Origin of the sequence: Sulfolobus islandicus Y.N.15.51 (genome assembly GCF_000022485.1) — an archaeon.
Taxonomy (GTDB): Archaea; Thermoproteota; Thermoprotei_A; order Sulfolobales; family Sulfolobaceae; genus Saccharolobus; species Saccharolobus islandicus.
Genome location: NC_012623.1, coordinates 1,290,571 through 1,312,912 on the forward strand (window position 1 = coordinate 1,290,571; position 22,342 = coordinate 1,312,912).

At 36.4% G+C, this 22,342-nt stretch carries 33 protein-coding genes, 2 tRNA genes and 1 pseudogene; 20 read left to right on the forward strand and 16 right to left on the reverse strand.

Annotated features, from left to right (window positions below):
- Nucleotides 1–7: 7 nt before the first annotated feature.
- Both YN1551_RS07220 and YN1551_RS07225 read right to left on the reverse strand, forming a co-directional pair.
- A complete protein-coding gene (locus YN1551_RS07220; RefSeq protein WP_012713705.1) occupies nt 8–1,249 on the reverse strand; it encodes an ORC1-type DNA replication protein in 1,242 nt (413 codons plus the stop codon).
- A 35-nt stretch (nt 1,250–1,284) separates the two neighbouring features.
- A complete protein-coding gene (locus YN1551_RS07225) occupies nt 1,285–1,800 on the reverse strand; it encodes a THUMP domain-containing protein (protein ID WP_012717456.1) in 516 nt (171 codons plus the stop codon).
- 35 nt (nt 1,801–1,835) lie between these two features.
- Here YN1551_RS07225 and YN1551_RS07230 point away from each other — a divergent pair, with 35 nt between their 5' ends.
- Together YN1551_RS07230 and mcm are read left to right on the forward strand one after the other, a co-directional pair.
- Nucleotides 1,836–2,375: a DNA replication complex GINS family protein gene (locus YN1551_RS07230; protein ID WP_012711367.1), complete on the forward strand. Its 540-nt coding sequence runs from the start codon at nt 1,836–1,838 to the stop codon at nt 2,373–2,375.
- Entirely contained in the window at nt 2,362–4,422 is a 2,061-nt protein-coding gene (gene mcm, locus YN1551_RS07235; RefSeq protein ID WP_012717457.1) for a minichromosome maintenance protein MCM, read from the forward strand. Before YN1551_RS07230 ends, mcm begins: the two co-directional genes overlap by 14 nt.
- Here mcm and YN1551_RS07240 read toward each other — a convergent pair.
- From YN1551_RS07240 to YN1551_RS07255, 4 genes are read right to left on the reverse strand one after another with little or no spacing between them, the layout of a single operon-like run.
- Complete coding sequence (locus tag YN1551_RS07240; RefSeq protein ID WP_012713702.1) at nt 4,419–4,637, reverse strand: hypothetical protein; 219 nt, start codon at nt 4,635–4,637, stop codon at nt 4,419–4,421. The two genes, mcm and YN1551_RS07240, sit on opposite strands and share 4 nt — an antisense overlap.
- An 11-nt stretch (nt 4,638–4,648) precedes the next feature.
- Entirely contained in the window at nt 4,649–4,978 is a 330-nt protein-coding gene (locus YN1551_RS07245; RefSeq protein WP_010923067.1) for a hypothetical protein, read from the reverse strand.
- Nucleotides 4,979–4,987: 9 nt separating this feature from the next.
- On the reverse strand, nt 4,988–5,488 hold the full coding sequence (locus YN1551_RS07250; RefSeq protein WP_012717458.1) for a CDP-2,3-bis-(O-geranylgeranyl)-sn-glycerol synthase: 501 nt from the start codon (nt 5,486–5,488) through the stop codon (nt 4,988–4,990).
- A complete protein-coding gene (locus YN1551_RS07255) occupies nt 5,479–6,006 on the reverse strand; it encodes an AAA family ATPase (RefSeq protein ID WP_010923069.1) in 528 nt (175 codons plus the stop codon). Before YN1551_RS07255 ends, YN1551_RS07250 begins: the two co-directional genes overlap by 10 nt.
- 32 nt (nt 6,007–6,038) lie before the next feature.
- On the opposite strand from YN1551_RS07255, the gene YN1551_RS07260 reads away from it, so the two are divergent.
- The 3 genes from YN1551_RS07260 to tmk are packed head-to-tail and all read left to right on the forward strand — an operon-like array spanning nt 6,039 to nt 8,208.
- Nucleotides 6,039–6,572, forward strand: a complete 534-nt coding sequence (locus YN1551_RS07260) for a hypothetical protein (protein WP_012717459.1) — start codon at nt 6,039–6,041, stop codon at nt 6,570–6,572.
- Nucleotides 6,569–7,651: a Clp1/GlmU family protein gene (locus YN1551_RS07265; protein ID WP_012717460.1), complete on the forward strand. Its 1,083-nt coding sequence runs from the start codon at nt 6,569–6,571 to the stop codon at nt 7,649–7,651. Before YN1551_RS07260 ends, YN1551_RS07265 begins: the two co-directional genes overlap by 4 nt.
- The gene (gene tmk, locus YN1551_RS07270; protein WP_010923072.1) at nt 7,639–8,208 is read left to right on the forward strand and encodes a dTMP kinase; all 570 of its coding nucleotides are present in this window, start codon (nt 7,639–7,641) and stop codon (nt 8,206–8,208) included. The genes YN1551_RS07265 and tmk overlap by 13 nt, the downstream gene beginning before the upstream one ends.
- Here tmk and YN1551_RS07275 read toward each other — a convergent pair.
- A complete protein-coding gene (locus YN1551_RS07275) occupies nt 8,186–8,542 on the reverse strand; it encodes an Sjogren's syndrome/scleroderma autoantigen 1 family protein (protein ID WP_010923073.1) in 357 nt (118 codons plus the stop codon). The genes tmk and YN1551_RS07275 overlap by 23 nt on opposite strands.
- Nucleotides 8,543–8,592: 50 nt before the next feature.
- On the opposite strand from YN1551_RS07275, the gene YN1551_RS07280 reads away from it, so the two are divergent.
- The 4 genes from YN1551_RS07280 to YN1551_RS07295 all read left to right on the forward strand — a co-directional run bounded on the left by YN1551_RS07280 (nt 8,593) and on the right by YN1551_RS07295 (nt 10,535).
- On the forward strand, nt 8,593–8,862 hold the full coding sequence (locus YN1551_RS07280) for a UPF0147 family protein (protein ID WP_010923074.1): 270 nt from the start codon (nt 8,593–8,595) through the stop codon (nt 8,860–8,862).
- A 33-nt stretch (nt 8,863–8,895) separates the two neighbouring features.
- Nucleotides 8,896–8,980, forward strand: a tRNA-Leu gene (locus tag YN1551_RS07285).
- A gap of 380 nt (nt 8,981–9,360) precedes the next feature.
- Nucleotides 9,361–10,140 (forward strand): integrase, encoded by a 780-nt coding sequence (locus YN1551_RS07290; protein WP_048052306.1) that lies wholly within the window; start codon nt 9,361–9,363, stop codon nt 10,138–10,140.
- A gap of 11 nt (nt 10,141–10,151) precedes the next feature.
- Complete coding sequence (locus tag YN1551_RS07295) at nt 10,152–10,535, forward strand: hypothetical protein (protein WP_012717461.1); 384 nt, start codon at nt 10,152–10,154, stop codon at nt 10,533–10,535.
- A gap of 19 nt (nt 10,536–10,554) precedes the next feature.
- Here the strand turns inward: YN1551_RS07295 and YN1551_RS17435 are convergent, their stop codons facing one another.
- The 5 genes from YN1551_RS17435 to YN1551_RS16555 all read right to left on the reverse strand — a co-directional run bounded on the left by YN1551_RS17435 (nt 10,555) and on the right by YN1551_RS16555 (nt 12,164).
- Entirely contained in the window at nt 10,555–10,692 is a 138-nt protein-coding gene (locus YN1551_RS17435) for a hypothetical protein (RefSeq protein ID WP_238527876.1), read from the reverse strand.
- 35 nt (nt 10,693–10,727) lie between these two features.
- On the reverse strand, nt 10,728–10,955 hold the full coding sequence (locus tag YN1551_RS07300) for a hypothetical protein (protein ID WP_012717463.1): 228 nt from the start codon (nt 10,953–10,955) through the stop codon (nt 10,728–10,730).
- 37 nt (nt 10,956–10,992) lie between these two features.
- A complete protein-coding gene (locus tag YN1551_RS07305) occupies nt 10,993–11,463 on the reverse strand; it encodes a hypothetical protein (protein ID WP_012717464.1) in 471 nt (156 codons plus the stop codon).
- A 33-nt stretch (nt 11,464–11,496) separates the two neighbouring features.
- A complete protein-coding gene (locus YN1551_RS17440) occupies nt 11,497–11,736 on the reverse strand; it encodes a hypothetical protein (protein ID WP_048052307.1) in 240 nt (79 codons plus the stop codon).
- 257 nt (nt 11,737–11,993) lie between these two features.
- Nucleotides 11,994–12,164, reverse strand: coding sequence for an AbrB/MazE/SpoVT family DNA-binding domain-containing protein (locus YN1551_RS16555; protein ID WP_012717466.1), 171 nt, complete (start codon nt 12,162–12,164; stop codon nt 11,994–11,996).
- A 267-nt stretch (nt 12,165–12,431) separates the two neighbouring features.
- Between YN1551_RS16555 and YN1551_RS17055 the strand changes: the two genes are divergently transcribed.
- From YN1551_RS17055 to YN1551_RS15835, 8 genes and pseudogenes are all read left to right on the forward strand, one after another.
- Nucleotides 12,432–12,593 carry a hypothetical protein gene (locus YN1551_RS17055; protein WP_187146888.1) on the forward strand — a complete coding sequence of 54 codons (162 nt, stop codon included), beginning with the start codon at nt 12,432–12,434 and terminating at the stop codon, nt 12,591–12,593.
- A complete protein-coding gene (locus tag YN1551_RS16560; RefSeq protein ID WP_012717469.1) occupies nt 12,594–12,773 on the forward strand; it encodes a hypothetical protein in 180 nt (59 codons plus the stop codon).
- Nucleotides 12,770–13,087: a hypothetical protein gene (locus YN1551_RS17060; RefSeq protein ID WP_012717470.1), complete on the forward strand. Its 318-nt coding sequence runs from the start codon at nt 12,770–12,772 to the stop codon at nt 13,085–13,087. Before YN1551_RS16560 ends, YN1551_RS17060 begins: the two co-directional genes overlap by 4 nt.
- Nucleotides 13,088–13,254: 167 nt before the next feature.
- Nucleotides 13,255–13,428, forward strand: coding sequence for a ribbon-helix-helix domain-containing protein (locus tag YN1551_RS07325; protein WP_012717471.1), 174 nt, complete (start codon nt 13,255–13,257; stop codon nt 13,426–13,428).
- 32 nt (nt 13,429–13,460) lie between these two features.
- Nucleotides 13,461–13,859: a hypothetical protein gene (locus YN1551_RS07330; RefSeq protein WP_012717472.1), complete on the forward strand. Its 399-nt coding sequence runs from the start codon at nt 13,461–13,463 to the stop codon at nt 13,857–13,859.
- The gene (locus YN1551_RS07335) at nt 13,856–15,850 is read left to right on the forward strand and encodes a TrmB family transcriptional regulator (RefSeq protein ID WP_048052308.1); all 1,995 of its coding nucleotides are present in this window, start codon (nt 13,856–13,858) and stop codon (nt 15,848–15,850) included. The genes YN1551_RS07330 and YN1551_RS07335 overlap by 4 nt, the downstream gene beginning before the upstream one ends.
- Before the next feature lie 103 nt (nt 15,851–15,953).
- On the forward strand, nt 15,954–16,166 hold the full coding sequence (locus tag YN1551_RS17445; RefSeq protein WP_238527877.1) for a hypothetical protein: 213 nt from the start codon (nt 15,954–15,956) through the stop codon (nt 16,164–16,166).
- A 520-nt stretch (nt 16,167–16,686) separates the two neighbouring features.
- Nucleotides 16,687–16,851, forward strand: a pseudogene (locus YN1551_RS15835) (putative integrase); the annotation flags it as partial.
- Nucleotides 16,852–16,879: 28 nt separating this feature from the next.
- Here YN1551_RS15835 and YN1551_RS07345 read toward each other — a convergent pair.
- Both YN1551_RS07345 and YN1551_RS07350 read right to left on the reverse strand, forming a co-directional pair.
- Nucleotides 16,880–16,954 (reverse strand) — tRNA-Arg (locus YN1551_RS07345).
- Nucleotides 16,955–17,145: 191 nt separating this feature from the next.
- Complete coding sequence (locus YN1551_RS07350) at nt 17,146–19,023, reverse strand: arginine--tRNA ligase (protein WP_012717475.1); 1,878 nt, start codon at nt 19,021–19,023, stop codon at nt 17,146–17,148.
- Nucleotides 19,024–19,077: 54 nt separating this feature from the next.
- Here YN1551_RS07350 and YN1551_RS07355 point away from each other — a divergent pair, with 54 nt between their 5' ends.
- A complete protein-coding gene (locus YN1551_RS07355; protein WP_010923144.1) occupies nt 19,078–19,281 on the forward strand; it encodes a hypothetical protein in 204 nt (67 codons plus the stop codon).
- A complete protein-coding gene (locus YN1551_RS15840; protein WP_012711359.1) occupies nt 19,268–19,660 on the forward strand; it encodes a hypothetical protein in 393 nt (130 codons plus the stop codon). The genes YN1551_RS07355 and YN1551_RS15840 overlap by 14 nt, the downstream gene beginning before the upstream one ends.
- Here the strand turns inward: YN1551_RS15840 and YN1551_RS07360 are convergent.
- Nucleotides 19,646–19,951: a hypothetical protein gene (locus YN1551_RS07360; RefSeq protein WP_009992281.1), complete on the reverse strand. Its 306-nt coding sequence runs from the start codon at nt 19,949–19,951 to the stop codon at nt 19,646–19,648. The two genes, YN1551_RS15840 and YN1551_RS07360, sit on opposite strands and share 15 nt — an antisense overlap.
- A 254-nt stretch (nt 19,952–20,205) precedes the next feature.
- Here YN1551_RS07360 and YN1551_RS07365 point away from each other — a divergent pair, with 254 nt between their 5' ends.
- Nucleotides 20,206–20,577, forward strand: a complete 372-nt coding sequence (locus tag YN1551_RS07365) for a hypothetical protein (RefSeq protein WP_012711358.1) — start codon at nt 20,206–20,208, stop codon at nt 20,575–20,577.
- Here YN1551_RS07365 and thsA read toward each other — a convergent pair.
- Nucleotides 20,566–22,248 (reverse strand): thermosome subunit alpha, encoded by a 1,683-nt coding sequence (gene thsA, locus YN1551_RS07370; RefSeq protein ID WP_012717476.1) that lies wholly within the window; start codon nt 22,246–22,248, stop codon nt 20,566–20,568. The two genes, YN1551_RS07365 and thsA, sit on opposite strands and share 12 nt — an antisense overlap.
- Between the last annotated feature and the right edge of the window lie 94 nt (nt 22,249–22,342).

Consider the following 22,342-nt stretch of genomic DNA (forward strand, 5'->3'; position numbering starts at 1 on the left):
TTATAGATTAAGCCTTCGATTTTAACCTCACCACTATTTGTTGCATAATATAATCATCTAATCTTTTATCTAATGGTAGAGAAAGGGAAACTAGAGTCGTTCTTCCTCTCATTCCCTTCCCACTCTGCCTAGTATTAATTATCCCTATTACCTTAAGTTTCCTCAGATACTCATAAACTTGTGTATGTCTTCTAGGTTCCTCATTAAACTCTCTGGCTAATGATATATATTCCTCTTCTAAGGTTCCCATTGTAACCTCATCAGCTTTACTCTTATTTAAAACTCGTATCAGCGCTTTCAAGAGTATAAGTTGATGCAAATCAAGATACGATAAACTATCCACAATCTCTTGAATCTCTGGATTTATTGTAGAATTAGCCTTCTTAGCATGATCTAACAATACAACTGGTGATCCCTCCTTCTCTGCTATTTCTCCAGCTAAACTTAGAGTCTCTATTGCAATTCTTGCATTACCATTACCCCCTTTATCATAGCCATAAGTATTGGATATGAATTGTAATACCTCATCATCTACAGCATTATCATTAAAAGCTTCATCTACCCTATACTTCAAAATATCGTAAAGTTCCATAGACCTGTAAGGTGGAAATTCAATTAATCTTCTTGCTATATGATCCCTTATACTTCTATCTAATTTATAAATAGAATGGCTTTCATTAACTATAAATATATAGCTAATTCTCTTTATTATTGCTGATATTTCGTCATACAATCTTACTAAGAAGTATATTTCCTCAGTATTTGCAGTATTCAGGAAATGTCCAAACTCATCTAATGCAACTATTAGATGTATATTTCTCCTATCTAAATATTCATGGATCATCTTAAATACTTCTTGTGCTGATAATCCCCTCGAGGGTATTGGTAGTTTTAACGCGTTAGCTATTTCTTGACTTATCAAGTACAATGTTCTATGCCTATAACAATTTACATGAACATACTTTACTTTAACTCCGTACTCTCTCTCCGCAATATCTTCAAAATTTTTACCAAACAATCTAACAGTTGCTGTTTTCCCAGTACCTGTCCTACCTACTATTACAACTCTTTCTGAATCTTTAGCATCTCCAGCTAGTAAATCTCTAAATACGAAACCTAATTCCTTAATCTTTTCTTCTCTATGTGGTAAATTTTCCGGCACGTAATCTGGCGAAAGCTTATCCTTATGCTTGATTATTAACACTGATGATCTCAAACTATCTGAAAGTATATCCTTAGCTGAAACCAAAACTTTTACCCCAATCTAAATTAAGCGGTATTACCTTATATTTTATCTAAGAGAGTAGTCCGAAACTTTTCTTGATTCTTTCTCAAAAGCGATATCCCAGCGAATTCCTTTAATACATTAACGTGGAGTATAACCTCCGGATCTTTAAAATCAACATTAATTAAACCCTTTAGCCCTATCCCTACTCCCATTTCAATTTCTCTACAATCTACACTAATTCCCCTACTATAACAACGAACATAAAAAGTTTTGATATCTTTTACTCTATTTTTCATAAAATTCATTACATTAACAACAATCTCCTTTTCGTTAGTGGCATTTATAATCGATTGAAATGGATATACCTTTTCAGCACAGGATGGAGGGGAAGCGAAAAGTAGACCATAAATTACTAATGGGTCTAAATTTGAGTAAATGAGAATTACGTTTTGCACATACTCTACAACCCTCGCATCAATATCTTTTATAAGTATCCTATTCAAAATTTCATTTATACATTTCTGACCTTTACCAGGTTTTGTAGTTACAAGAGCCCTTGGGTTCTGCCACATTAGATATAAGGTTTTGTATTAAGAAAAAATAGATTGTGATTGAAGTAAAACTTAGAGCTATTAAAAGATTGTCCAATACTTACATTCGCCGAGTTATGATAATAGAGGACTGGAATGGGAGCTCGATAACAGCGGGTAACGTTGAGTTAATAAAAGGAAGCGAAAATCAGTTACCACAATGGTTAGCTATTATCTTAGAAGAAAAAAACGTAGCAAAAATAGAAGATAGAATTTCGATCGAAGATCTGGGAAGAATTCTTTTCCAAGAAAGACAAAATGCGAACACACCAGCATCTTTAGTTCCCTTAGGTAAGGATTTCTCAAGCAGAGTACAACTTTATCTCGAAACCTTAAAGAGAGACAAGAACGTTGAGAGTTTAGAAAAACTTAGAAAATCAATAAGCATACTGAATGAGATCATTAAAATAAGACTAAGAAAACTGATTCAGCTCGCATTTCTCAACATCGATGATCAGAACTTAATTAACGGGATGACAGAAGAAGAGCTTTTAATCTATAAAACAATAAAACAACTTATTAAGGAATTGTATGGTGATATAATTGGAAATTCCTAGCAAACAGATTGACTATAGAGACCTCTTTATAGAATTTCTAACAACTTTCAAGAATACCAACAATCAGAACAAATATATTGAGAGAATAAATGAACTAATAGCGTATAGGAAAAAAAGTCTTATAGTAGAATTTTCCGATATACTCTCATTCAACGAAAATCTAGCTTATGAGATAATAAATAACACCAAAATCGTTCTACCGATTCTAGAAGGTGCATTATATGATCATATCCTACAATTGGATCCTACATATCAGCGAGATATAGAAAAGGTTCACGTTAGAATTGTAGGAATACCTAGAGTTATAGAACTTAGAAAAATAAGAAGTACTGATATAGATAAACTAATAGCCATTGATGGAATACTAGTTAAAGTTACTCCGGTAAAAGAAAGAATTTACAAGGCAACCTATAAGCACATTCACCCAGACTGCATGCAAGAGTTTGAGTGGCCAGAGGATGAAGAGATGCCAGAAATATTAGAGATGCCAACCATATGTCCAAAATGTGGTAAGCCGGGACAATTCAGGCTAATCCCAGAGAAAACAAAGTTAATTGATTGGCAAAAAGCGGTAATCCAGGAGAGACCAGAAGAAGTACCTTCCGGGCAGTTACCTAGGCAGTTAGAAATAATCCTTGAAGACGATTTAGTTGATTCTGCAAGGCCAGGGGATAGAGTAAAAGTAACTGGAATTTTAGAGATAAAACAAGACTCTCCAATTAAAAGAGGAAGTAGAGCGGTATTCGACATTTATATGAAAGTTAGTAGCATAGAAGTTTCACAAAAAGTACTAGATGAAGTAACAATCTCTGAAGAAGATGAGAAAAAGATCAAGGACTTAGCTAAGGATCCTTGGATACGTGATAGAATTATAGCATCGATAGCGCCATCTATTTATGGTCATTGGGAATTAAAGGAAGCTCTAGCATTAGCATTATTTGGAGGAGTTCCTAAGGTTCTAGAAGATACAAGAATAAGAGGAGATATTCACATTTTAATAATAGGTGATCCCGGTACCGCCAAATCACAAATGCTACAGTTTATCTCGAGAGTAGCTCCAAGGGCAGTTTACACAACTGGTAAAGGATCCACAGCTGCAGGCTTAACAGCTGCAGTAGTGAGAGAAAAGGGAACTGGAGAATATTACTTAGAAGCTGGTGCGTTAGTGTTAGCTGATGGTGGAATAGCTGTAATAGATGAAATAGATAAGATGAGAGACGAAGATAGAGTAGCCATTCATGAAGCAATGGAACAGCAAACAGTTTCCATAGCGAAAGCTGGAATAGTAGCTAAATTAAACGCTAGAGCTGCAGTTATTGCTGCGGGAAATCCAAAATTTGGTAGATATATAACCGAAAGGCCAGTATCTGATAATATTAACTTACCTCCCACAGTCTTATCAAGATTTGACCTAATATTCATATTAAAGGATCAACCAGGTGAACAAGATAGAGAGCTTGCAAACTATATATTAGATGTACATTCAGGAAAATCTACAAAAAATATTATAGATATAGATACATTAAGAAAATATATAGCGTATGCAAGGAAATATATTATACCAAAAATTACGAGTGAAGCTAAGAATCTAATTACAGACTTCTTCGTGGAGATGAGGAAGAAAAGTTCGGAAACTCCCGATAGCCCAATATTGATAACTCCAAGACAATTAGAGGCTTTAATAAGAATTTCAGAAGCTTATGCTAAAATGGCTCTCAAAACAGAAGTCACCAGAGAGGATGCAGAAAGAGCCATAAATATAATGAGACTATTCCTAGAAAGCGTAGGAGTTGACATGGAAAGTGGAAAAATAGATATAGATACGATAATGACTGGAAAACCTAAAAGTGCTAGAGAGAAAATGATGAAAATACTAGAAATAATAGATAGCTTAGCAGTAAGTTCAGAGTGTGCAAAGGTTAAGGATATACTAAAAGAAGCACAACAAGTTGGTATCGAAAAAAGTAACATAGAAAAATTACTTACAGATATGAGAAAAAGTGGTATAATATACGAAGCAAAACCAGAATGTTACAAAAAAGTCTAAGCTAATTTCTTATATATTGGCAGAGGAGACCACATTACCCATGCTGGTACTTGCTTTATTAATTCGTAAGCTTCTTCCCAACCGGAGAGACCTAACCTTTTTGATAGCTCTTCCAGTGTCATCTGTGTTCTTACGTATTCGTTAAGAACCGCTATTACATCATCGTTTATCTCTACTTCTCTACCACTTGAAAGCTTTATCTTTAACATTTCCATGGGTTATCATCTCATATCCCAAATATAGATTTTACTGCATTAATTCCGTATATAGACCATATGGCTAAAACCAAAATTATAAGCGAAATTAGAATTGACATTGCACCTAAACTATGCTCATTTCTCTCCATGAAATAAACTCCCAGGAGCAAAAATATTATTATAATAACTCCTAGCGCAAGGTAACCAGCACTATTTAATGCTTGTCCGTTATTTAACGGTGAAATATAATAGGGAAAAGCAATGACTCCCAATATACCAATAATTAAAATAAATATTAGAATCAAAATTACATAGCTATTTATAACCTCGTTGTAAAGTCTGTTATACTTTTTTGGCATGATATTACTTCACCATGGGACATTTTTAATTTTTAGCAAATAAGCAACGTAGTTTGTCCCTTGATGCAAAAAGAAAGCTAATCCACATATGAACAAAAACTGATACCACGTAATATTTACACGCATCAACACAAGTATTAGAGAAGCTCCTAAGACAAAATCTAATTGATCTAAACCTAAAACTCTTCCACCCCTAGGTATACCAAGTCTCCTCTTTATGAAGGCACCAATCATATCCCCTATCATTGCGAATAAGGACTCTAAAAACGATATAAGAGTCCACTCAGCTGTAAAAAATTTAGATATAATAACACCTACTGTAGTACCGAAAGTTAATGCAACAATTAGACCCTCAAAGGTCTTCCCATCTCCAAATAGTCTCCTCCCATCTACGAAATTCTTACCAAAATCTATTGGAGTCCCCCTTTTAATGAATGGACCACTTCCATTAGCGATAAATGCAGGTAGATATATGAGAATTGATAATAAAAGATCGTATGCTATAGACAACCAATTACACCCCTTTCAGTTATCTTAAATTTACATCTCCTAAGGTTACCTATAATATAAGATTTAGTAATCCTCAAAACATCATCGGAGAACTTTCGCATAAATTTTTCCCCAGCCACCTTATTATTGGCTGATACTTCCCAAACTAATAGAATTTTTACGTTAGACTGGGCGATCGACCTCAAAATAATTAATAGCTTTAAGAAACTATGTACATTCCGTTCATATCTATAAAACGTATTAATTGTGTCAACTACTATAAGACTGGGCTTATATTCCAAAGAATTGATTATTCCATTAAATAGTTCAATATTGCTTTTAACAGAAGCGAAATAAACTCCTTGACCAACCTTAATCTTTTCTAACCTAGCCTCGAAAAGAGAACCTTCAGTCGAGATGAAAACGGAAGTCCTTATTTCCAAGGCCAATTCTAACGAAAGACTAGTCTTTCCTACCCCAGACTCGCCGTATATTGACACCAAATTTCCCCTTTCAAATACAAATGTTGACAAATTCAAAGCTTATAACTCACTAAATAAACATCTTACATGTGAAAATAAAAAATGTAGCAATTATCGCTGATTCTCCTAAAGTATATAAGAACATATTAGATGAACTAAAGAGAAGAAATATACAGATTTCTGAGAATGGAGAAGTGAAAATAGTAATAGATTCAGTAAAGGAAAGAAGTGATATTCTTAGATATGTGGGCCGTATAATAGCTATCTCAAGGGGAAAACAAGAATTCAACGAACTACTAATAGGCATAGATACCAATTCACCCTATCTAACTGTTGTTGCACTAATAGATGGAGAATTGATAGAATATAGAAGATCTTATGGACTTCAACCTTTAATTAACGCAATTAGTGAAATCCTAATTACATACCCAGCAAAAAGAAAAATAATAGGAGTAGGTATTGGAAATAAATATGGAAAAGAAATATATAGTGTTCTCTCAATGATCTATGAAAATGTAAAGAGTATAGACGAGAAGTACACAAATGCGAAATCACCCTTTAATCAGATAAAGGATAAAGACATAAGAGCAGCGTATAGTATAGCCTTGAGGGCATCTTCATGAAAAAAGAACAGATAATACAAGGGCCTTGTACAATAAAAGTTTTAGAGGGAGAGGCTAGAATACTCGGAATAGAGATACAGAAAAACGATTTGTTAACAATACCATCAGATAAGACGTATACTCTTGTTTATGATGAAAATACAAGGTTAGAGACGGATTGTAAAAAGCTGTTAGACAATTTAAATTTAAGATGGGATGAAATAGTTGAAGAGATTATAAACACAGTAGGAGTAGTATTGCTTCTAGGAAATGTAGATTCCGGAAAGACTTACTTGACCAATCTATTCACCAATCTTGCCACTTCTTACTTGAAGATTATAGATGCAGATGTTGGGCAATCCACTTTATTTCTACCAACCTTCATAGCAGAATTAAAACCGATGAGAAAAACCCTTAATCTAGAGGAGCTTGGATATGATACTCTAGAATTCTTTGGAGATATAACACCTTCAACGAATCCTAGACTACATGTTCAAAAAATATTGAGACTCTATGGAACAACACCAAAGGAAAGACTAACAGTAATAGATACTGATGGGTGGACTGTTGGACTAAATTCAATGTTACACAAATTCGAATTAATATACACAATTGATCCTGATTATATAATAGTATTTGATCAGAAAATAAAAGATTCATTACCTGAAAATTATAGAAACAAAGCAATTCTTTTAAAAAGTGTAAATCTGCATAAGTCTAGATCTGAAAGAAAAGCAAATAGAATAGCAAAATATGAGAGATATTTTAAGGAAGCAAAAAACATAAAAACCCTATCTGAAAATTTATTAGGAAAACAAATATCAAACATTCTATACTGTGCATGGGGAGAGTATATACAATTATCAGACGAAGAACCATGTACAGACTATTATATACCACTTAATTTACTAAAAGGAGCATTACTAGGCATAATAGAAAATAAGAAAGTCATAGGAGCCGCCCTATTAGATGACCTAAAAGAAAACGAAATAACAATACTAAGTAGAGTAAACAAGTTTACAGGGTTAGTTTTAGGGTATATTAGCTTAAATGATAAATTTGAGGAAAGAAGAATTAGATTTAGAAAATGCAAAAGCTAATTGCAATTGAAGGAATAGATGGGTCAGGCAAAACAACACTTGCGAATCTATTAAAGGAGCATCTAGAATCTAAAATGAAACTGAACGTGATTGTTACGAGAGAGCCATTTTCTGAAGATATAATAAAGTTAATAGAAAAAATTGGCTGGAATGATCCAATCCTATTAGTATTGCTCTTTGCAGCAGACCGAGAAATACACGTTAATTGGCTATCTAAAATAAAGGATGCTGATCTAATAATACTTGATAGATATTATTTCTCCAGCATAGCCTATCAAGGGGCTCTAGGAGTAGATGAGCAATGGATAAAAATGGTGAATTCCTATTTCCCTAAACCAGATATGGTAATATTATTAGACTTACCAATTGAGGTTGCTATCAGTAGAATAAAAAATGATAAATTCAACTTCGAAGAAAAGATTAAAAGCCTTGCAAAAGTTAGGGAAAAATACCTAAAACTTGCAAAAGAATATAATTTCTACGTAGTAGATGCAAGCAAGGATAAGAATGAAGTATTAGAACAAGCAATAAAAATTATTCAGAAGAATTTATTTTAATCTTCCTTAATCGTTCTAATGCATCTAAATACCTTATGATCTGAATTATCCTTTCAGAATCTAATGGATCCTCCTTCATCTTTTTTGCGCTTAAATATAGACCATCAATCAATATACTTTCTATTTCATCTAACTGCAAATTTCTCTTTACGATCTTCTCCTCATCATCACTCTTCACTATATAAACTTTCCCGTGAACTGGACATACAACATCACCATTTTTCAATTTAAATAGCGGCATTTTGCATATAGGACAAGCCTCTTCTAACATTGTAGCGCCTTGACGTAAAAGTTCAGCAGCCTTCTTAACACCTACCTCACTTTCGTTAGTCATAAATAATTCTTAAACTCCCTAATATTAAAAAGTAATAGAGGTGTTTTGACATGTCAATGCCTTATGACAATGAAGCTAAGATAAAACAAGCAGTAATTTTATTACAGAAGATAGTTAATGATACGAGCGTTCCCAGAAACATTAGAAGAGCAGCAACTGATGCAATAAGAAATCTTCAAGACCTTGGTTTAAGTCCTGCAGTAAGGGCTGCAAACGCGATTGGAATTTTGGAAGATATAAGTCAAGATCCTAATATGCCTACTCATGCTAGAATTTCCATCTGGAACGTTGTTTCCATTTTAGAGACAGTAAAGGACTAGCTTTTTTAAATCTCAATTTTTATTTTATAATGCGCGGGGGTGCCCGAGCTAGGTCAAAGGGGGCAGGCTTAGGCCCTGCTGGCGAAGGCCTGCACGGGTTCAAATCCCGTCCCCCGCACTGTTTTTAAACTCAATTAAATTTCATCTATAAGATTAAATGTTTTAGAATATATTGAATGAATACTAATTCTCAGAAATAATATCTAAATATCACTATATTTCAAGAATTAGTAAATAATTATCTCTAGTTGGTTAATTGCTGAAATATTTTACTTTTTTAGACTATAGCTGGAGTTTGCAAAAGCTTATAGCCCGTAATTAACTCCCCAGTTAAACCAATGTTGTAAGTCTTATCACTATAAATAAAACTAAAATTCTTCATTAGCTTTGAAGCAACGGACGTGAACCATTTCACACTTTAAGTGTACGGACCCGCCGGGATTTGAACCCGGGACCACCGGCTCCGAAGGCGGAAAAGAGGGCGTAGAACGTCGTAAAATTGCGTTAGTTGCCAATTTACGGCAATACGCGACTAACGGCAATACGAAGGCGTTCTACGACTATCTCATAAACGAAAGGAAAATAAGCGAAAAAACTGCGAAAGATTATGTTTCTGCAATATCTAAGCCGTTTCGCGAAACTAGAGACGCTCAGAAAGCGTATAGATTATTTGCGAAATTCTTAGCTTCACGCGGAGTAATAAGTGATGATTTCGCTGAGAAGATACTAAAGGTCGTTAAGGTGAAGAGGACTAATGCCGATATTTATATCCCGACAATTGAGGAAATTAAGCGGACGCTCAATAAGGCGAAAGACTATAGCGAAAACGTCTATCTCGTTTACCGCTTAGCGTTGGAGTCGGGGTCGAGACTGAGCGAAATACTACGCGTTTTGAAAGAACCGGAAAAGGACGTATGTGAAGTGGGGATACCCCACACCCCAACGCTATGTTACTACCCGTTGGCATGGCAACGTGGATATAAGGGCGTTTTCTACGTCTTCCACTTAACGCCGTTACGCAAAGTCGACATTACGAAATACGCTATAGCTGATTTCGAAAGGCGTCGAGACGCGTTAGCGATAAAATACTTCCGCAAATTCGTCGCAATGAAGATGGCGGAACTTTCGATACCTCTCGACATTATCGATTTTATCCAGGGCAGAAAACCGACCCGCGTATTAACGCAACACTACGTTTCGCTTTTCGGAATAGCGAAAGAGCAGTATAAGAAGTATGCAGAGTGGTTAAAAACGGGGTTTGGGCTTCATCGTGACTGAGCGTGAGTTAAATGCGAGTAAGAGAAAGTATAGCTAGAACGATAGCGATAAGTGTAATATACGCATTATTAGAAACTTATTTCGTTAATCTCACCAATGGCGGTAATATTATTTCTCCATATCATTTGTTAGTCCTTCTAGTAGGATTAATCGCGGGATTTGATAGAAACTTAAGGATTTGGATAGCTAACGCTTTAACATATTCGGTGCTAGAAGATGCTTTCTATTGGGTGTTCAAAGGACAATTGCCGTATGCATGGTCTAACGAATATATAATGATAGACCATATTCCCGTATATTATATCCCATACTTGACATTAGCCCTAGTCCTCTACAAGAAGAGTGACAAAAAAGATGATAAAAAGAACGGCGGTCTGAATCCTACATTTCGTTAGAATCCCCATTTTAATCGTTTCACTTTAAAAGCGCTTCTTTTACATTGCCGTACTGATCCTGATAGATTACGTGTTTGCCGTTAATGCTAAGAATTTTCTTCGCTTTTATGACCCCGTTTGTAGTCTCTAATTTTATTATATTCTCATCGTTTTCCACAACGTCGATATTATCACGCTTCCGATTAAAAAATATCATCTCATTACGCCCGCGAAAATCTGCAGTACTTCCTCATCAGTTTTCGCGTTTTTCAAAATGTTTTTGACACGTTCGTATTCATCGTCATTAAGTCTCACATCGTATTTAGCTCTTTCGTTTCCATTCATATATTCTTTTATTCTTAATGTGCGCCCCTCTAATTTCATTTTTACTTTCGCCCCACCTGGGGCATCAACAATTACGATATCTCCTTCTCTTTTCATGAGTAAAATGACGCGTGTTGAGTTAAAAAATAAAAAATTACGTCTCGTCTCGTCTCGTTTCGATTAATTTTATCGTGTCTCTATATAGTATTTTCTTCTCAGAATGAAGTTCACGTAGCATTTCGCGTATTTTATCTTCGCTTACCTCTATTCCCTTTGTCGAGAAAAAGTTTTTGATATCATTTACTCTACATTCTTTCTTCTGTTTTATAAAATCATATATCATCTCTTTAATAGTGTCACGATCTTGTTTTTCTATTACTTCTACTTCGGTCTCTTCATCATCTTCTTCTTCCTCTTCTTTCTTTGGTGGAACCCAGGCAACGAACGTGTACTTAGTCCTTCTTCTCATTTTCAGGATTTGTATTTTAACGCCATATTTGCGCGCCAGATCTTTGACATCAAAAACTAACTCGTCCGGAATCATGATAACCGCTTCTTTATCTAGTTCAAAAAGCGGGTACCACATCCTGATTATTCGAATTAACTCCTCTTCGTCTCGTTCCATATCAATTCACCTATTTTTGATAAAATAAGAGTTTTAACACGAAACATAACATCCGACCTGAATAGCGAATAGTTTAAGCGCGTCAACAACAATTGAGCGCGCTCTATCTCCTAACATTTGAATTAGCGCCTCGCATTTCTCATCACTTATCACGCCGCGCTCTTTCGCTTTGTATGCGCCCGCTTTAGTATAGCCCGCTCTCATCAAGTCGTCTATCGTAGCGACCGCGATTAGCATTTTTTTATAATCTGTTGGGAGAAATTCACATACCATGGAATCCCCAGTATAATGTTGGACTGGGGAGTATAAAAGCTTTTTTGTATTTTTCCGCGCGATAATGCAAAAAAATAACGCGACTTTCTTCATTTTGTCATGAATTCAACGTAAAATAACGCGAAACGACGACGATAATTCCTTCATTCTCTTGTGAATAATTTATAAAATTAATTATTTATTAGAGTGGGATAGTGTTTGTTTTTCTCCCGCAACCCCCTTTAATAGAGTTTATTTCTGCAGTTTGTCGACTAATTCTATTTCTTTATTCTCTTGTAACAAAGCGTCAACCCGTCTTTAGTATCGATAGTCAGTTCGAAGACGTCGTTAGGCGATATACCTAATGCTCTGACAAATTCGCGGGGTATGTGAAGATAGTACGTTTCGTCGCCCGGTCTAGAACCGCGTCTTACATACGGCTTTATCATAGTATAATCTCTAGTCGGAATCGTTTTTAAGCTTTCCGGTCGGAAAAGTTTATAGAAAAGTTTATAAAGCCGGAAAACTTACTCTATTTTGGAGTAAAAAATGGAGTCGGAAATCCTCAATCAAAAAGCCCCGAAAGGGGGTAAATTCGAAAATGTTTTTTTGAAAGATAACCCGCTATACGAGTCTATAAAACCGAAAACGGTGGTGAGAGAACTGTGAGTTTACTAAAAGCAGACTGGGATACTATCGAGAGAGCAATCGAGAAGATGTTAAACGACCACATGAGGACATGGGGATCGTACGACTACTTCGTCATTGACGACGTTACGATTCTGGTAAAAGTCTACGCTGAGGGCAATAACAGACTAATGTTTACGATAAAGGCAAAGTTAGCGGGCGAAAAATTAGAGGTTGTCGAGGTGAGCTAAATGAGCAGATTGTACTACGACTATTTACGCATCTGCAAAGGTAGAGAGTGCGTAATAAGGAGAAGAATCGACGCGGAAAACGATAGACGACGCGTAAGGAGAATGTTCAAAGAGTATTGTAGTACGTGCGTTTTGGGGAAAATCATGTTTAAAGAGTTAAGAAGGGGCGGGAAGATATGATCGTCACTATTCCTTATCGATTTATTGAAGAACACGCGTGGTGTGAAAAAGAGTTCGGCGAATATTTGCCGTACGCTGAAGACGCTACGTACGAGTTCGGCGTGGACGAATGCGAATTCGAGTACGCCGACCTGATAGACATAGTTATTGAGTATTTCGATGATATTGTTGATATAATACTTAGCGACAAGCGACTTACGAATGCGCTGGTTAAAAAGATGAGAAGTCGAAAAATCGACGCATTCATGAACGACGCGAAGGACGAGGGGGGCAACGCATTAAAAAATCGGAAAAATGAGGTGACGCAAAAGTGAAAAGTTTCGCGGGGATGGTTTCATCTTCGTTTGAAGCCAACATAAAAAACGTTCAAAACGGGAGCGTGAAAAGAGTGCGGGTTTTCACAGAAAACGGAGTGTATGTATCCCTGCGATTATATTTTTTAACAAGTTTTTCGAACAGTGTTTAAGAGGTGTTACAAAAAATGGTGAACCGCGTATATACAGCCGTAAAACTTTCGGAAGAAGAAAGAAAAATACTGGAAATTATCGCGAAAAGTTACGATATTACGATGAGCGATGTTATAAGAATTGCGATAACGGAATATACGCAAAAACATAGAAACGATCTAGAAAAAATCAAGGAGGGGACGACATAAGTTAAGCCGTTAATCGAAAAAAGGTGGGGTCAATGGGTCTGTTTAAATCTAAGCAAAATGCTAATAAAAAAGTTAACGATCGCTCAGAAAAGGGAGAACGGAAGAAAGTCAAATATGTCTGGGTTTCATCAAGAAAAGCGATTTTCATCATCGCGGGCGAAGTGAAAGAATCGAAATATAGCTATGGAATACCCATTATACCGTTACACGGATACTATCGTTCAAAAGACAAATCATATACAGCTAGAGAATTGGGCAATTATTACGTCATATTGAACCTGCCGAAAGATGTTAATATTGACGAATTGGAAGGGAAAAGGATCGTTGTCTTAGGGTACGATAAAGGCGCGATATATATCGACGAGAATGATACGAGTGATGAGAGCAACGATAATGATGAAGAAGGCGAAGGTGGTGATGAGGAGAAATGACGCCGTTATTGCCGAAAGACTATTGGCGAAGGTTTGAGGACGAAGACGAGACTGATGAAGACGCAACGAAAAACGGAAAAGCGAATTCGAAAAAATCTCAGAGCGATAGCGAAAAATACAAATTGTCAACACGATCGTCTACAGAAAAACGCATCGCACGCGACAAACGCGTCGCAAATGCGACGCATGCGACGCGTTTTACTAACTCTCTAGATTACGATTCAGTTGACATCTCCAATAAATCGCAAATTGATGAAATAATTGTAAAAGACGAAAAGAACAGAAAAGAAGTTCGCGTAACGATTGAGAAGATAGGCGATAAAGACGTCGTAGTAAAAGACGTGATAAAGACGATACCTAAATTGAAGATTACGATACGATATAAGGACAAGACTTGGGAATGTAATGCGGACGTATTTGAGACAGACGATAGCCTACAAACGATAGGGTGCGAAAAGACATTAAGCGAAGTAGTTAGAGTGACTGGACGACACCCGCCGAAAGAACAAATCACAGATACGATAAACAGATACGTCGACTTGAGTTTTGAGATTAAGGTTACGCCATTATTAGACTACGTTAAGCAAAAGTACGCCGATAGGTTAGCGGAGATAGAGAACGAACCATTTGAGTGGATACTTCAAAGAACGAACGAAATAGTAGGATACGAACGACTGAAGTTATTAACGTTTCTGTCTATCGTTTCGTCTCAAATGCGAAGAATAAGGGGCATATCGCGTGTTCATATCAATATAGTAGGACAATCGGGTGCGGGTAAATCTTCGGTAGTAAAGAGCGTGTTGAAGTTTGTCGCGGACGACGATATGAAAATTGACGGAACGCGTTTTACAGAAAAATCGTTAGGATATCTTGGAATTGATAGTTTCGACGGTAGAATAGTCTTTCTTGAACAAATCGATAAACAAAATATCGCGTATCTGAAAGAGGCGATAAGCGAAGAGAAGATAACAACGTACGTAACTGTGAAAGTAAAGACTGACGACGGGGAAAAATACGTTACGCAAAAAGTAACTATCGAAGGGCAACCCGTGTTTATTTCGACATCAGTCGCCGATAACGTCGATCTCGAAAAAGAGCAACTTGAGAACAGAATACTTAACGTATATCTGAAGTACGTATACAGTCGCGAAGTAATTAAGTCGATATTAGAAAGGGGCAATAATGAGGAGACTTCAGATATCGATAAAATGGTATTTATGGCGTATTTACATAATCGCCCTGAATGGGCGGACATATCACCAGTCGAAAGCGATATTATGAAATTTACCGATAGACTAGCCGAACTTACTAAGTCGCCCGTAAATAGGACGGCGGAAGTATTACGAAATTTAGTTAGAGCCGTCGCTATCGCTAGAGGTAAGGCGAAAGCGGATATGGACGATTTGAATTTTGTAATGTCAAATTTCCAATTGGACGTATTCTATAACGGTTTAGGTCTTACAGAACGCGATATAGAAATTATAGAGGCGTTACCAGATACGGGCGGTATGAAGACACAAGAAGTTGCGGACGCGTTAAGAATGTCAAAGCAGTACGTACTTAATTTACTGAAGAATATAGAACGCAAAGGTATAGTCGAAGGTTCGAAAGATGATAATCATACTTTCACGTGGTCTTTAACGGCATTAGGACGAAGAATAAAGGCGTTAGTTAGCGATAAAGATATCGTCGAAGTCCGCGACGAAAAGGGCGAACTAGTCGGTGCCGTCGACGCCAAATTTCGCCCTGACGCTGACGGAGGAGGAAATAAAGAAAATGCCGTGTCAGGCAATGACGGAGGAAGAGTGCCGGGAAGCGACGGCGAAACTAATCGCGTTATTGAGGCGTATAAATTCTTGAAGGAGCGTGGTTGGGTTCGCGTAATGGATATAGCGGGTTGGTTCAGCGACGATATTATAGAAAAATTAAAGCGGAAGGACTTGGTCGAGTTCAATATAATTGATGGTGTTGAATATGTTCGTGCGAAATGAAGTTGAAGGCAAACGTTACAATCCTGACGATCCCGAACAACGCGAATGCTTACGCAAAGCGAAATGTTATATCGATAGGACGGTCGATCCGCCCGTAATACGTATGATAAAGGACGACGACGATTATGAGATCGTCGGTTGGGTTTGGCTTACGGATCGCGGTGAATTAAAATCGAATGGCGTGAACGTAAAACTCAGTGATGATAAGAAGTATTTCATTTATAATAATAGGAAATACCCGCCGGGCGTTTATTATTTGATACGTCGCCATGGACGTGAGTTTTTAGTTAGTGAAGAATTCCTAAAGTCGATTTGAATTTTCTAACTGCAGCAGTTTAGACAAAATTCAGTTTTTTGCAAAAGTGAGGAATGGTTTTCTGTTGACGATTTGTAATTTTCTCTATCATTTTGAGATTTATTGAAATCGTCAACTCAATCGTCAACTGGAGTTTTTGCGATTTGCGTCGCACGCGTCGCAATTGCGACGCAAACGACGCGTTTTTTGCTTTTTTCAGTTTACGATTCAGTTGACGTTCGATTTTTCTCTGTTGCTCTGAGATTTATTGAAATCGTCAACTGGATTGTCAACCGGAGTTTGCGTAGTTTGCGTAGAACGCGTAGAAAAATCTGAGCGAACTGAGCAATCTGAGCGTTTTCTCATAGACGATTTAGTTGACAGTTTGTATTTCTCTCTGTCGCTCTGCAATTTTTTCGATTTTTCGCACAAATGAGGAATCTTTGCCTTCTTCTTTCAAATCGACGCAAATCAAGGCAAAAATTGACGAGTTGCCAATACTTATAAACGCGAATTGGCAACTATAATACGGGGCGTGAAAATGACGGAAAAACAACGTAGATATAAATTCGGCGACTATATTTTACGCGAAAGAAAAGGTCGGTATTATGTCTATAAGTTGGAAACGATAAACGGTGAGGTGAAAGAGCGTTACGTCGGTCCTTTAGCCGACGTAGTCGAATCGTATCTGAAATTGAAAAATAGCAGTGGGGGTGTGGGGGTACCCCCCACTACGGACCCGCCGGGATTTGAACCCGGGACCACCGGCTCCGAAGGCCGGCGCTCCATCCTAGCTGAGCTACGGGTCCCCTTATGATACTCTCTACCATATTTAATTATTAAGATTTTAGAGTTAAATACCAGCCTTCATGGTATAACATATATACTCCATTTTAACTAGACTTCAAAATATTATCAGTGACAAAACTCTAGTGATGTCTATATTAATGATTAATATCTACCAGTTAGAAAAATATCCTCTGTATTTCATTTTAACTAATTACATCCTTTCTAAGCTCCTTATACCTAAGACGCTTAACCCGTTCTTTAATACAACTGACACTCCTTTTACTATATATAATCTTAACATTCTCTTCCTTGGATCTTGTTCTTGTAGTACTCTCTCTTTATCATACCAACTATTGAATATGTCAGATAATTCTCTCAGAAACGCTACTAAATCTTCTAACCTTAAGTTATCTACAGCATTCTTGAATACCTCGGGGAATTTAGCTATCAAGATTAATATGTTCCTCTTATCTCCAACTAAATCACTAAAGTCTACCTTGTCCATAGATAAGTTTTCAGTAGATTTAGCTAATATGTTAGCAGCTCTAGCATAAGTATATTGTAAATAAGGTCCACTGTTCTGCTCAAAGCTGGTTATCCTGTTTAAATCAAATGATAAAGGCTTATTTGCAGAAACTGACAAAATTGCGTATCTAAGCGCTGCATTTGCTATATCATCAATATTTTCCATATTACCACCTTTCTCTTTCAGCTTATTTCTAACTATGTTATCTAGTTTTTCATATATCTCGTCAATGGTTATTATCTTTCCTAGTCTTCCACTCATTCTTAGTCCTTGGATGTTAACCATCCCATATGAATAATGCAATAAATTTTCCGCAAATCTCGAATATCCGAGTAACTCTAGAGCACCTCTTAATTGTATTTGCGGAATGTATTGTTCTTCTGCGATCACATTTATAACAAAATCTGCATTAAACTGATTAAATTTGAAAATTGTATACGCAATATCCCTAACGGTATACAATGTAGTTCCATCGGATCTCATCAACACTAAAGGAGGTATCTTGAGCCCTTTTGGAATTCTCAACTTAGATCTAGCTTCATCACCTAAGAAACTATCTAAGTCCAATGCTATTACTCCCTTATATGGTATTTTAGCCGAGGAAGACAATAAGGCCTTTAATACTTCATTAACCATTTTCTCCCATAACAAGTCACTCTCATAGTCGAAATTGTCAAATCTTATATTAAGTTTGGATAACGTTTCACTAAAGCCTTCTAGCGCATAACTAATGTACTTTCTAATAATCCCCTTTAGTTCATCATTACCCTCTTCGTATTTCTTTATGATTTCTCCTATCTCCTTCTCCGGCTCCTCCTTAGCATTTATAGTGTCTGCTAACTTATCGAAAAGTACCTCATTTCTATTCCTTAGATCATTCGCTATTACTATTAGCTCATCTAGTTCTCTCACTTTCTCCCTATACTCTGACTCTGAAAGTTTCTTTAACTCCTCTCTCAACTTCCTAATTTCTAAAATTACATTAGTCATGGCATATATTATACCCAACCATAGATCCTTCTTTACATTTGGCTCTGGATCAGGAAAACCTAAAAGTTTTAGGCCGTAAATTAGAACTGCAACTTGCCTCCCAGTATCGTTAACGTAAAACCTAACATTAACTGAGTGACCTCTAGCTTTTAACGCTCTAGCAAGCGCATCTCCAAGTATCGTATTTCTCAAATGGCCTATATGTAACGGATGTATAGGATTAGCGCTCGTGTGTTCAACTACTATTCTTTTTGGCTTTTCGATTTTTTCCAGTCCATAACTATCGTCTAGTTTGCTAAAGATACTCACGAAAATATTTCTTAGATTAAGCCTCGCATTAAGATATATTCCGGCTACTTCTATCCTCTCTATTAACTCACCTTTATATTCTTGTAATAATTTCGCTTTCTCATTTATATTTCCCTTTATTAATGATGGTAACGCTAATGATAAGTCGCCAAGTTCTTCCCTAGGAGGATATGTAATATTTTTAAAGACTTCCTCCTCGCTTATACCTAATTGTGCAGCGACATATTCCGCCAATTCTTTCTTAGCTCTTCCTATTATATCCACATCACGTTTTATGCCTTATAATTTTTAATATTTACTCACTAGAATCATATAACCATGAAGAAAAGGGTGGAAATCCTAATAGTAGAGGATTATAGTGGAAATCCCAAAATTAATGAGCAAGAAATTAAAAAATCATTAAGTCATATAGGGGATGACATTGTAATAACTAGGTTACATTTGCCACAGTGGACTGAAAATAAAGATGAAAGTGATCTAGTTGGAGTACATGTAATTGTGAGAGAAGTTGCAGAAACATAACGTATGTCCCTATTACAAGAATGGCTACTGCACATCACCTGCATTAGATAAGCCTTCTGATATAGTAACTTCTAACAATAGATGCTTTGGTCAATTTAAAACTTGTAGATATTTCTTAGACGACGGGAGCGATAGCAAAACGGGGTTAGAGAAATTTAATGAAGATAAAACCATTGAGCAAGAGATTAGATTTTACCCAAAAATAAACGCATTAGAAAATATTATAGACAGCGGTTGCGAACATTACCAGCTCATAAAGAGTGAAAAAGGATTCATTGCGTATTGCAATGCAATTAAAAGGGTTTTAGTAACACGACAGACCATATTATGTAACAAAGAATTCCAAAGATGTCCATATAGGACCTTACTCGGTACCTAACTTAACATACCTACCGTCTTCTGATAAGTTAATTTTTCCTTTTTCAACTAGATCCGCTAGTGCTCTTCTTATCTTATCCTCGCTTGCAATTCCAGATAACATACTGTGTAATTCCTTTAGGTTCATTGGCTTTTCATTTAATAAGTCAAGTAATATTTGTTTTAATTCATCCTCATTTGGCGCAGTCATTACTATAACGTCTTTATCGGAATAGACTACCTTTAGTTTGTTTTCTACGTTACCAGAATTGGAAGCCGACTTCTTACCTCTCTTCTTAGTCTCATTACTCATACTAATACACACTCACGTTCATTTCTCATTTCTTACTTTTAAACATTATGCGAATTTTTAAAATCAATTTCATTCTTCATTATACCAACGCGTTATAGCATAGAGCAGTAAATATTTCTAATATTAAATAATTAATATCTCTTCATAGCCAAGTCTTATAAAGAATGAGGCCGAAAGCTTTTAAGGCGGGAAGGAAGCTAGATCATGAATGTATACTTATATTACTGTGTTTAGATTAACATTATTAGGCGACAATGTTGAATCAACCGGACTTCCTTAGACATGTAGCCAGTAAGATCCTATCGCCACTATCAATAGATTCGAAAAGGTTAGACGAAGCAAGAAGAATTTTAGGAGAGGCAGAAGTTAAATACAACTTCTCCTCCTACGGAGGAAATCCAAAAAAACTAATAGATTTCCTATTAAGTCCAGACTTCACAGAACTTAGCTTAATTTTAGGCCCAGATGTAACAAAGAAACTATTAGAAGCTATAAAAGATAATTATACAGACGAAGACATAAAAAAAGTAGCAGATAAAATGTTGGAAGAAATAAACGGATATACAGAAAACACTGAAGAGTCTAACGTTAAAGTTTCAGTTAATAAAAAATATTTAGTCTCCTAAAGATGGAGTACCAGATCCTCCTTCTCCACCACTTTCTTCTTTACTTCCTTCTCCACCTTTCTTCTCGCTCTTTAATGGAGCTGCAGCTATTAGGTCATCAATCTTTAATATTGCTGTAGCTGCCTCTGTTGCGCTCTTTAACACTTGAGCCTTTACTCTTATAGGCTCAATGATGTTTAAGGCATATACATCGTCTACGATCTTCCCACCTATTACATCTACACCAGTATTGGTTAATCCCTTAGCGTGTCTAGCTCTTAAGTCCATTAGTGCAGATATAGCCTCCAGCCCTGCAGTTTCAGCTAAAATCATAGGTATCTCCTCTAATGCATCTGCAAATGCTTCTATAGCTAATTGCTCCTTACCTCCTACACTTCTAGCATACTCTCTTAATTTCATCGCTAATTCTAACTCGATAGCACCACCACCTGGCAATATTACTGGCTCTAATAATATGTTCCTCAGAGCATGCAATGCGTCATTTATACTCCTCTCAGCCTCATCTAATGCCATATCATTTGAACCTCTTAACAAGATATTTACGGCTTTCAAGTTCTTAGCACCTTCTATAAATACCATTTTGTCATTTCCAACTCTCCTTTCCTCAACTAATTCAGCGTATCCTAAATCATCGGGAGTAGCGTCTTTAATGCTGCTTATTATTCTCGCGCCTAATGCCTTCTCTAATTTCTCTATATCGCTCCTCTTAACCCTTCTTACAGCCAATATACCTTTCTTAGCTAAGAAGTGCTGTGCGATATCATCAATACCTTTCTGGCATATTACAACGTTAGCACCTATTGACGCTAGTTTATCAACCATGTCCTTAAGATATTTGGATTCCTCATCTAAGAAAGCCTTGATTTGCTCTGGTGATGTTATACTTATCTTAGCTGAGATTTCAGGTTTTTCTACCTCTAATGCTGCATCCAAAACAGCTATCTTGGCTTTAGTGACTCTTCTAGGCATTCCAGGGTGCACAACCTCCTTATCTAATACTAGTCCTTTAACTAAGACGCTATCCTCTATACTTCCACCTTTCTTCTTATCTATCTTTATTAAGTCTAAACTCACATTATAACCACCATTAGGTAGAGGTTCTGCAACATTAACTATTGCGTCTATTACCATGTCAATTATTTTATTTAATTCAGCACCTTCTGCAATAAACTTACTTGCTAGTGTAGTAAATACTATCTTTCTTAGAGTATCCCTAGAAACTGAAGAATTCAAATCCCTTATATCGATCTTGGTTCCTAATTGTGGAAGTAACTCCAAGGCCTTGGTATATGCCTTCTTATACCCCTCAATGATTATTGTTGGATGTATATTTTGATCCAATAAACTTTCAGCTTTCTCCAATAGAGCACCAGCTAATACTACAGCGCTTGTAGTACCATCACCTACTTCAGCATCTTGTGCTTTAGCTGCTTCTACTAATAGCTTTGCTGCTGGATGCTGTATCTCCATATCCTTTACTATTGTAGCGCCATCATTAGTTATGGTTACGTCACCGAAACTATCAATTAACATTTTATCAAGACCTTTAGGACCTAAACTACTCCTTAACATTTCGGCTAGTGTCTTTGCAGCAAGTATATTGTTCCTTAACGCATCTCTACCAGTAGTTCTACTCGTTCCCTCTTTAAGCAATAAGACTGGAGATGCCATACCTCACAACACCGTTCCGTGAGAACATTAGTATCGCTTATATAAAAATTTTTCTCTCAAGCAAACCGTGAAGCAATTTTTTAAATTAATAGAA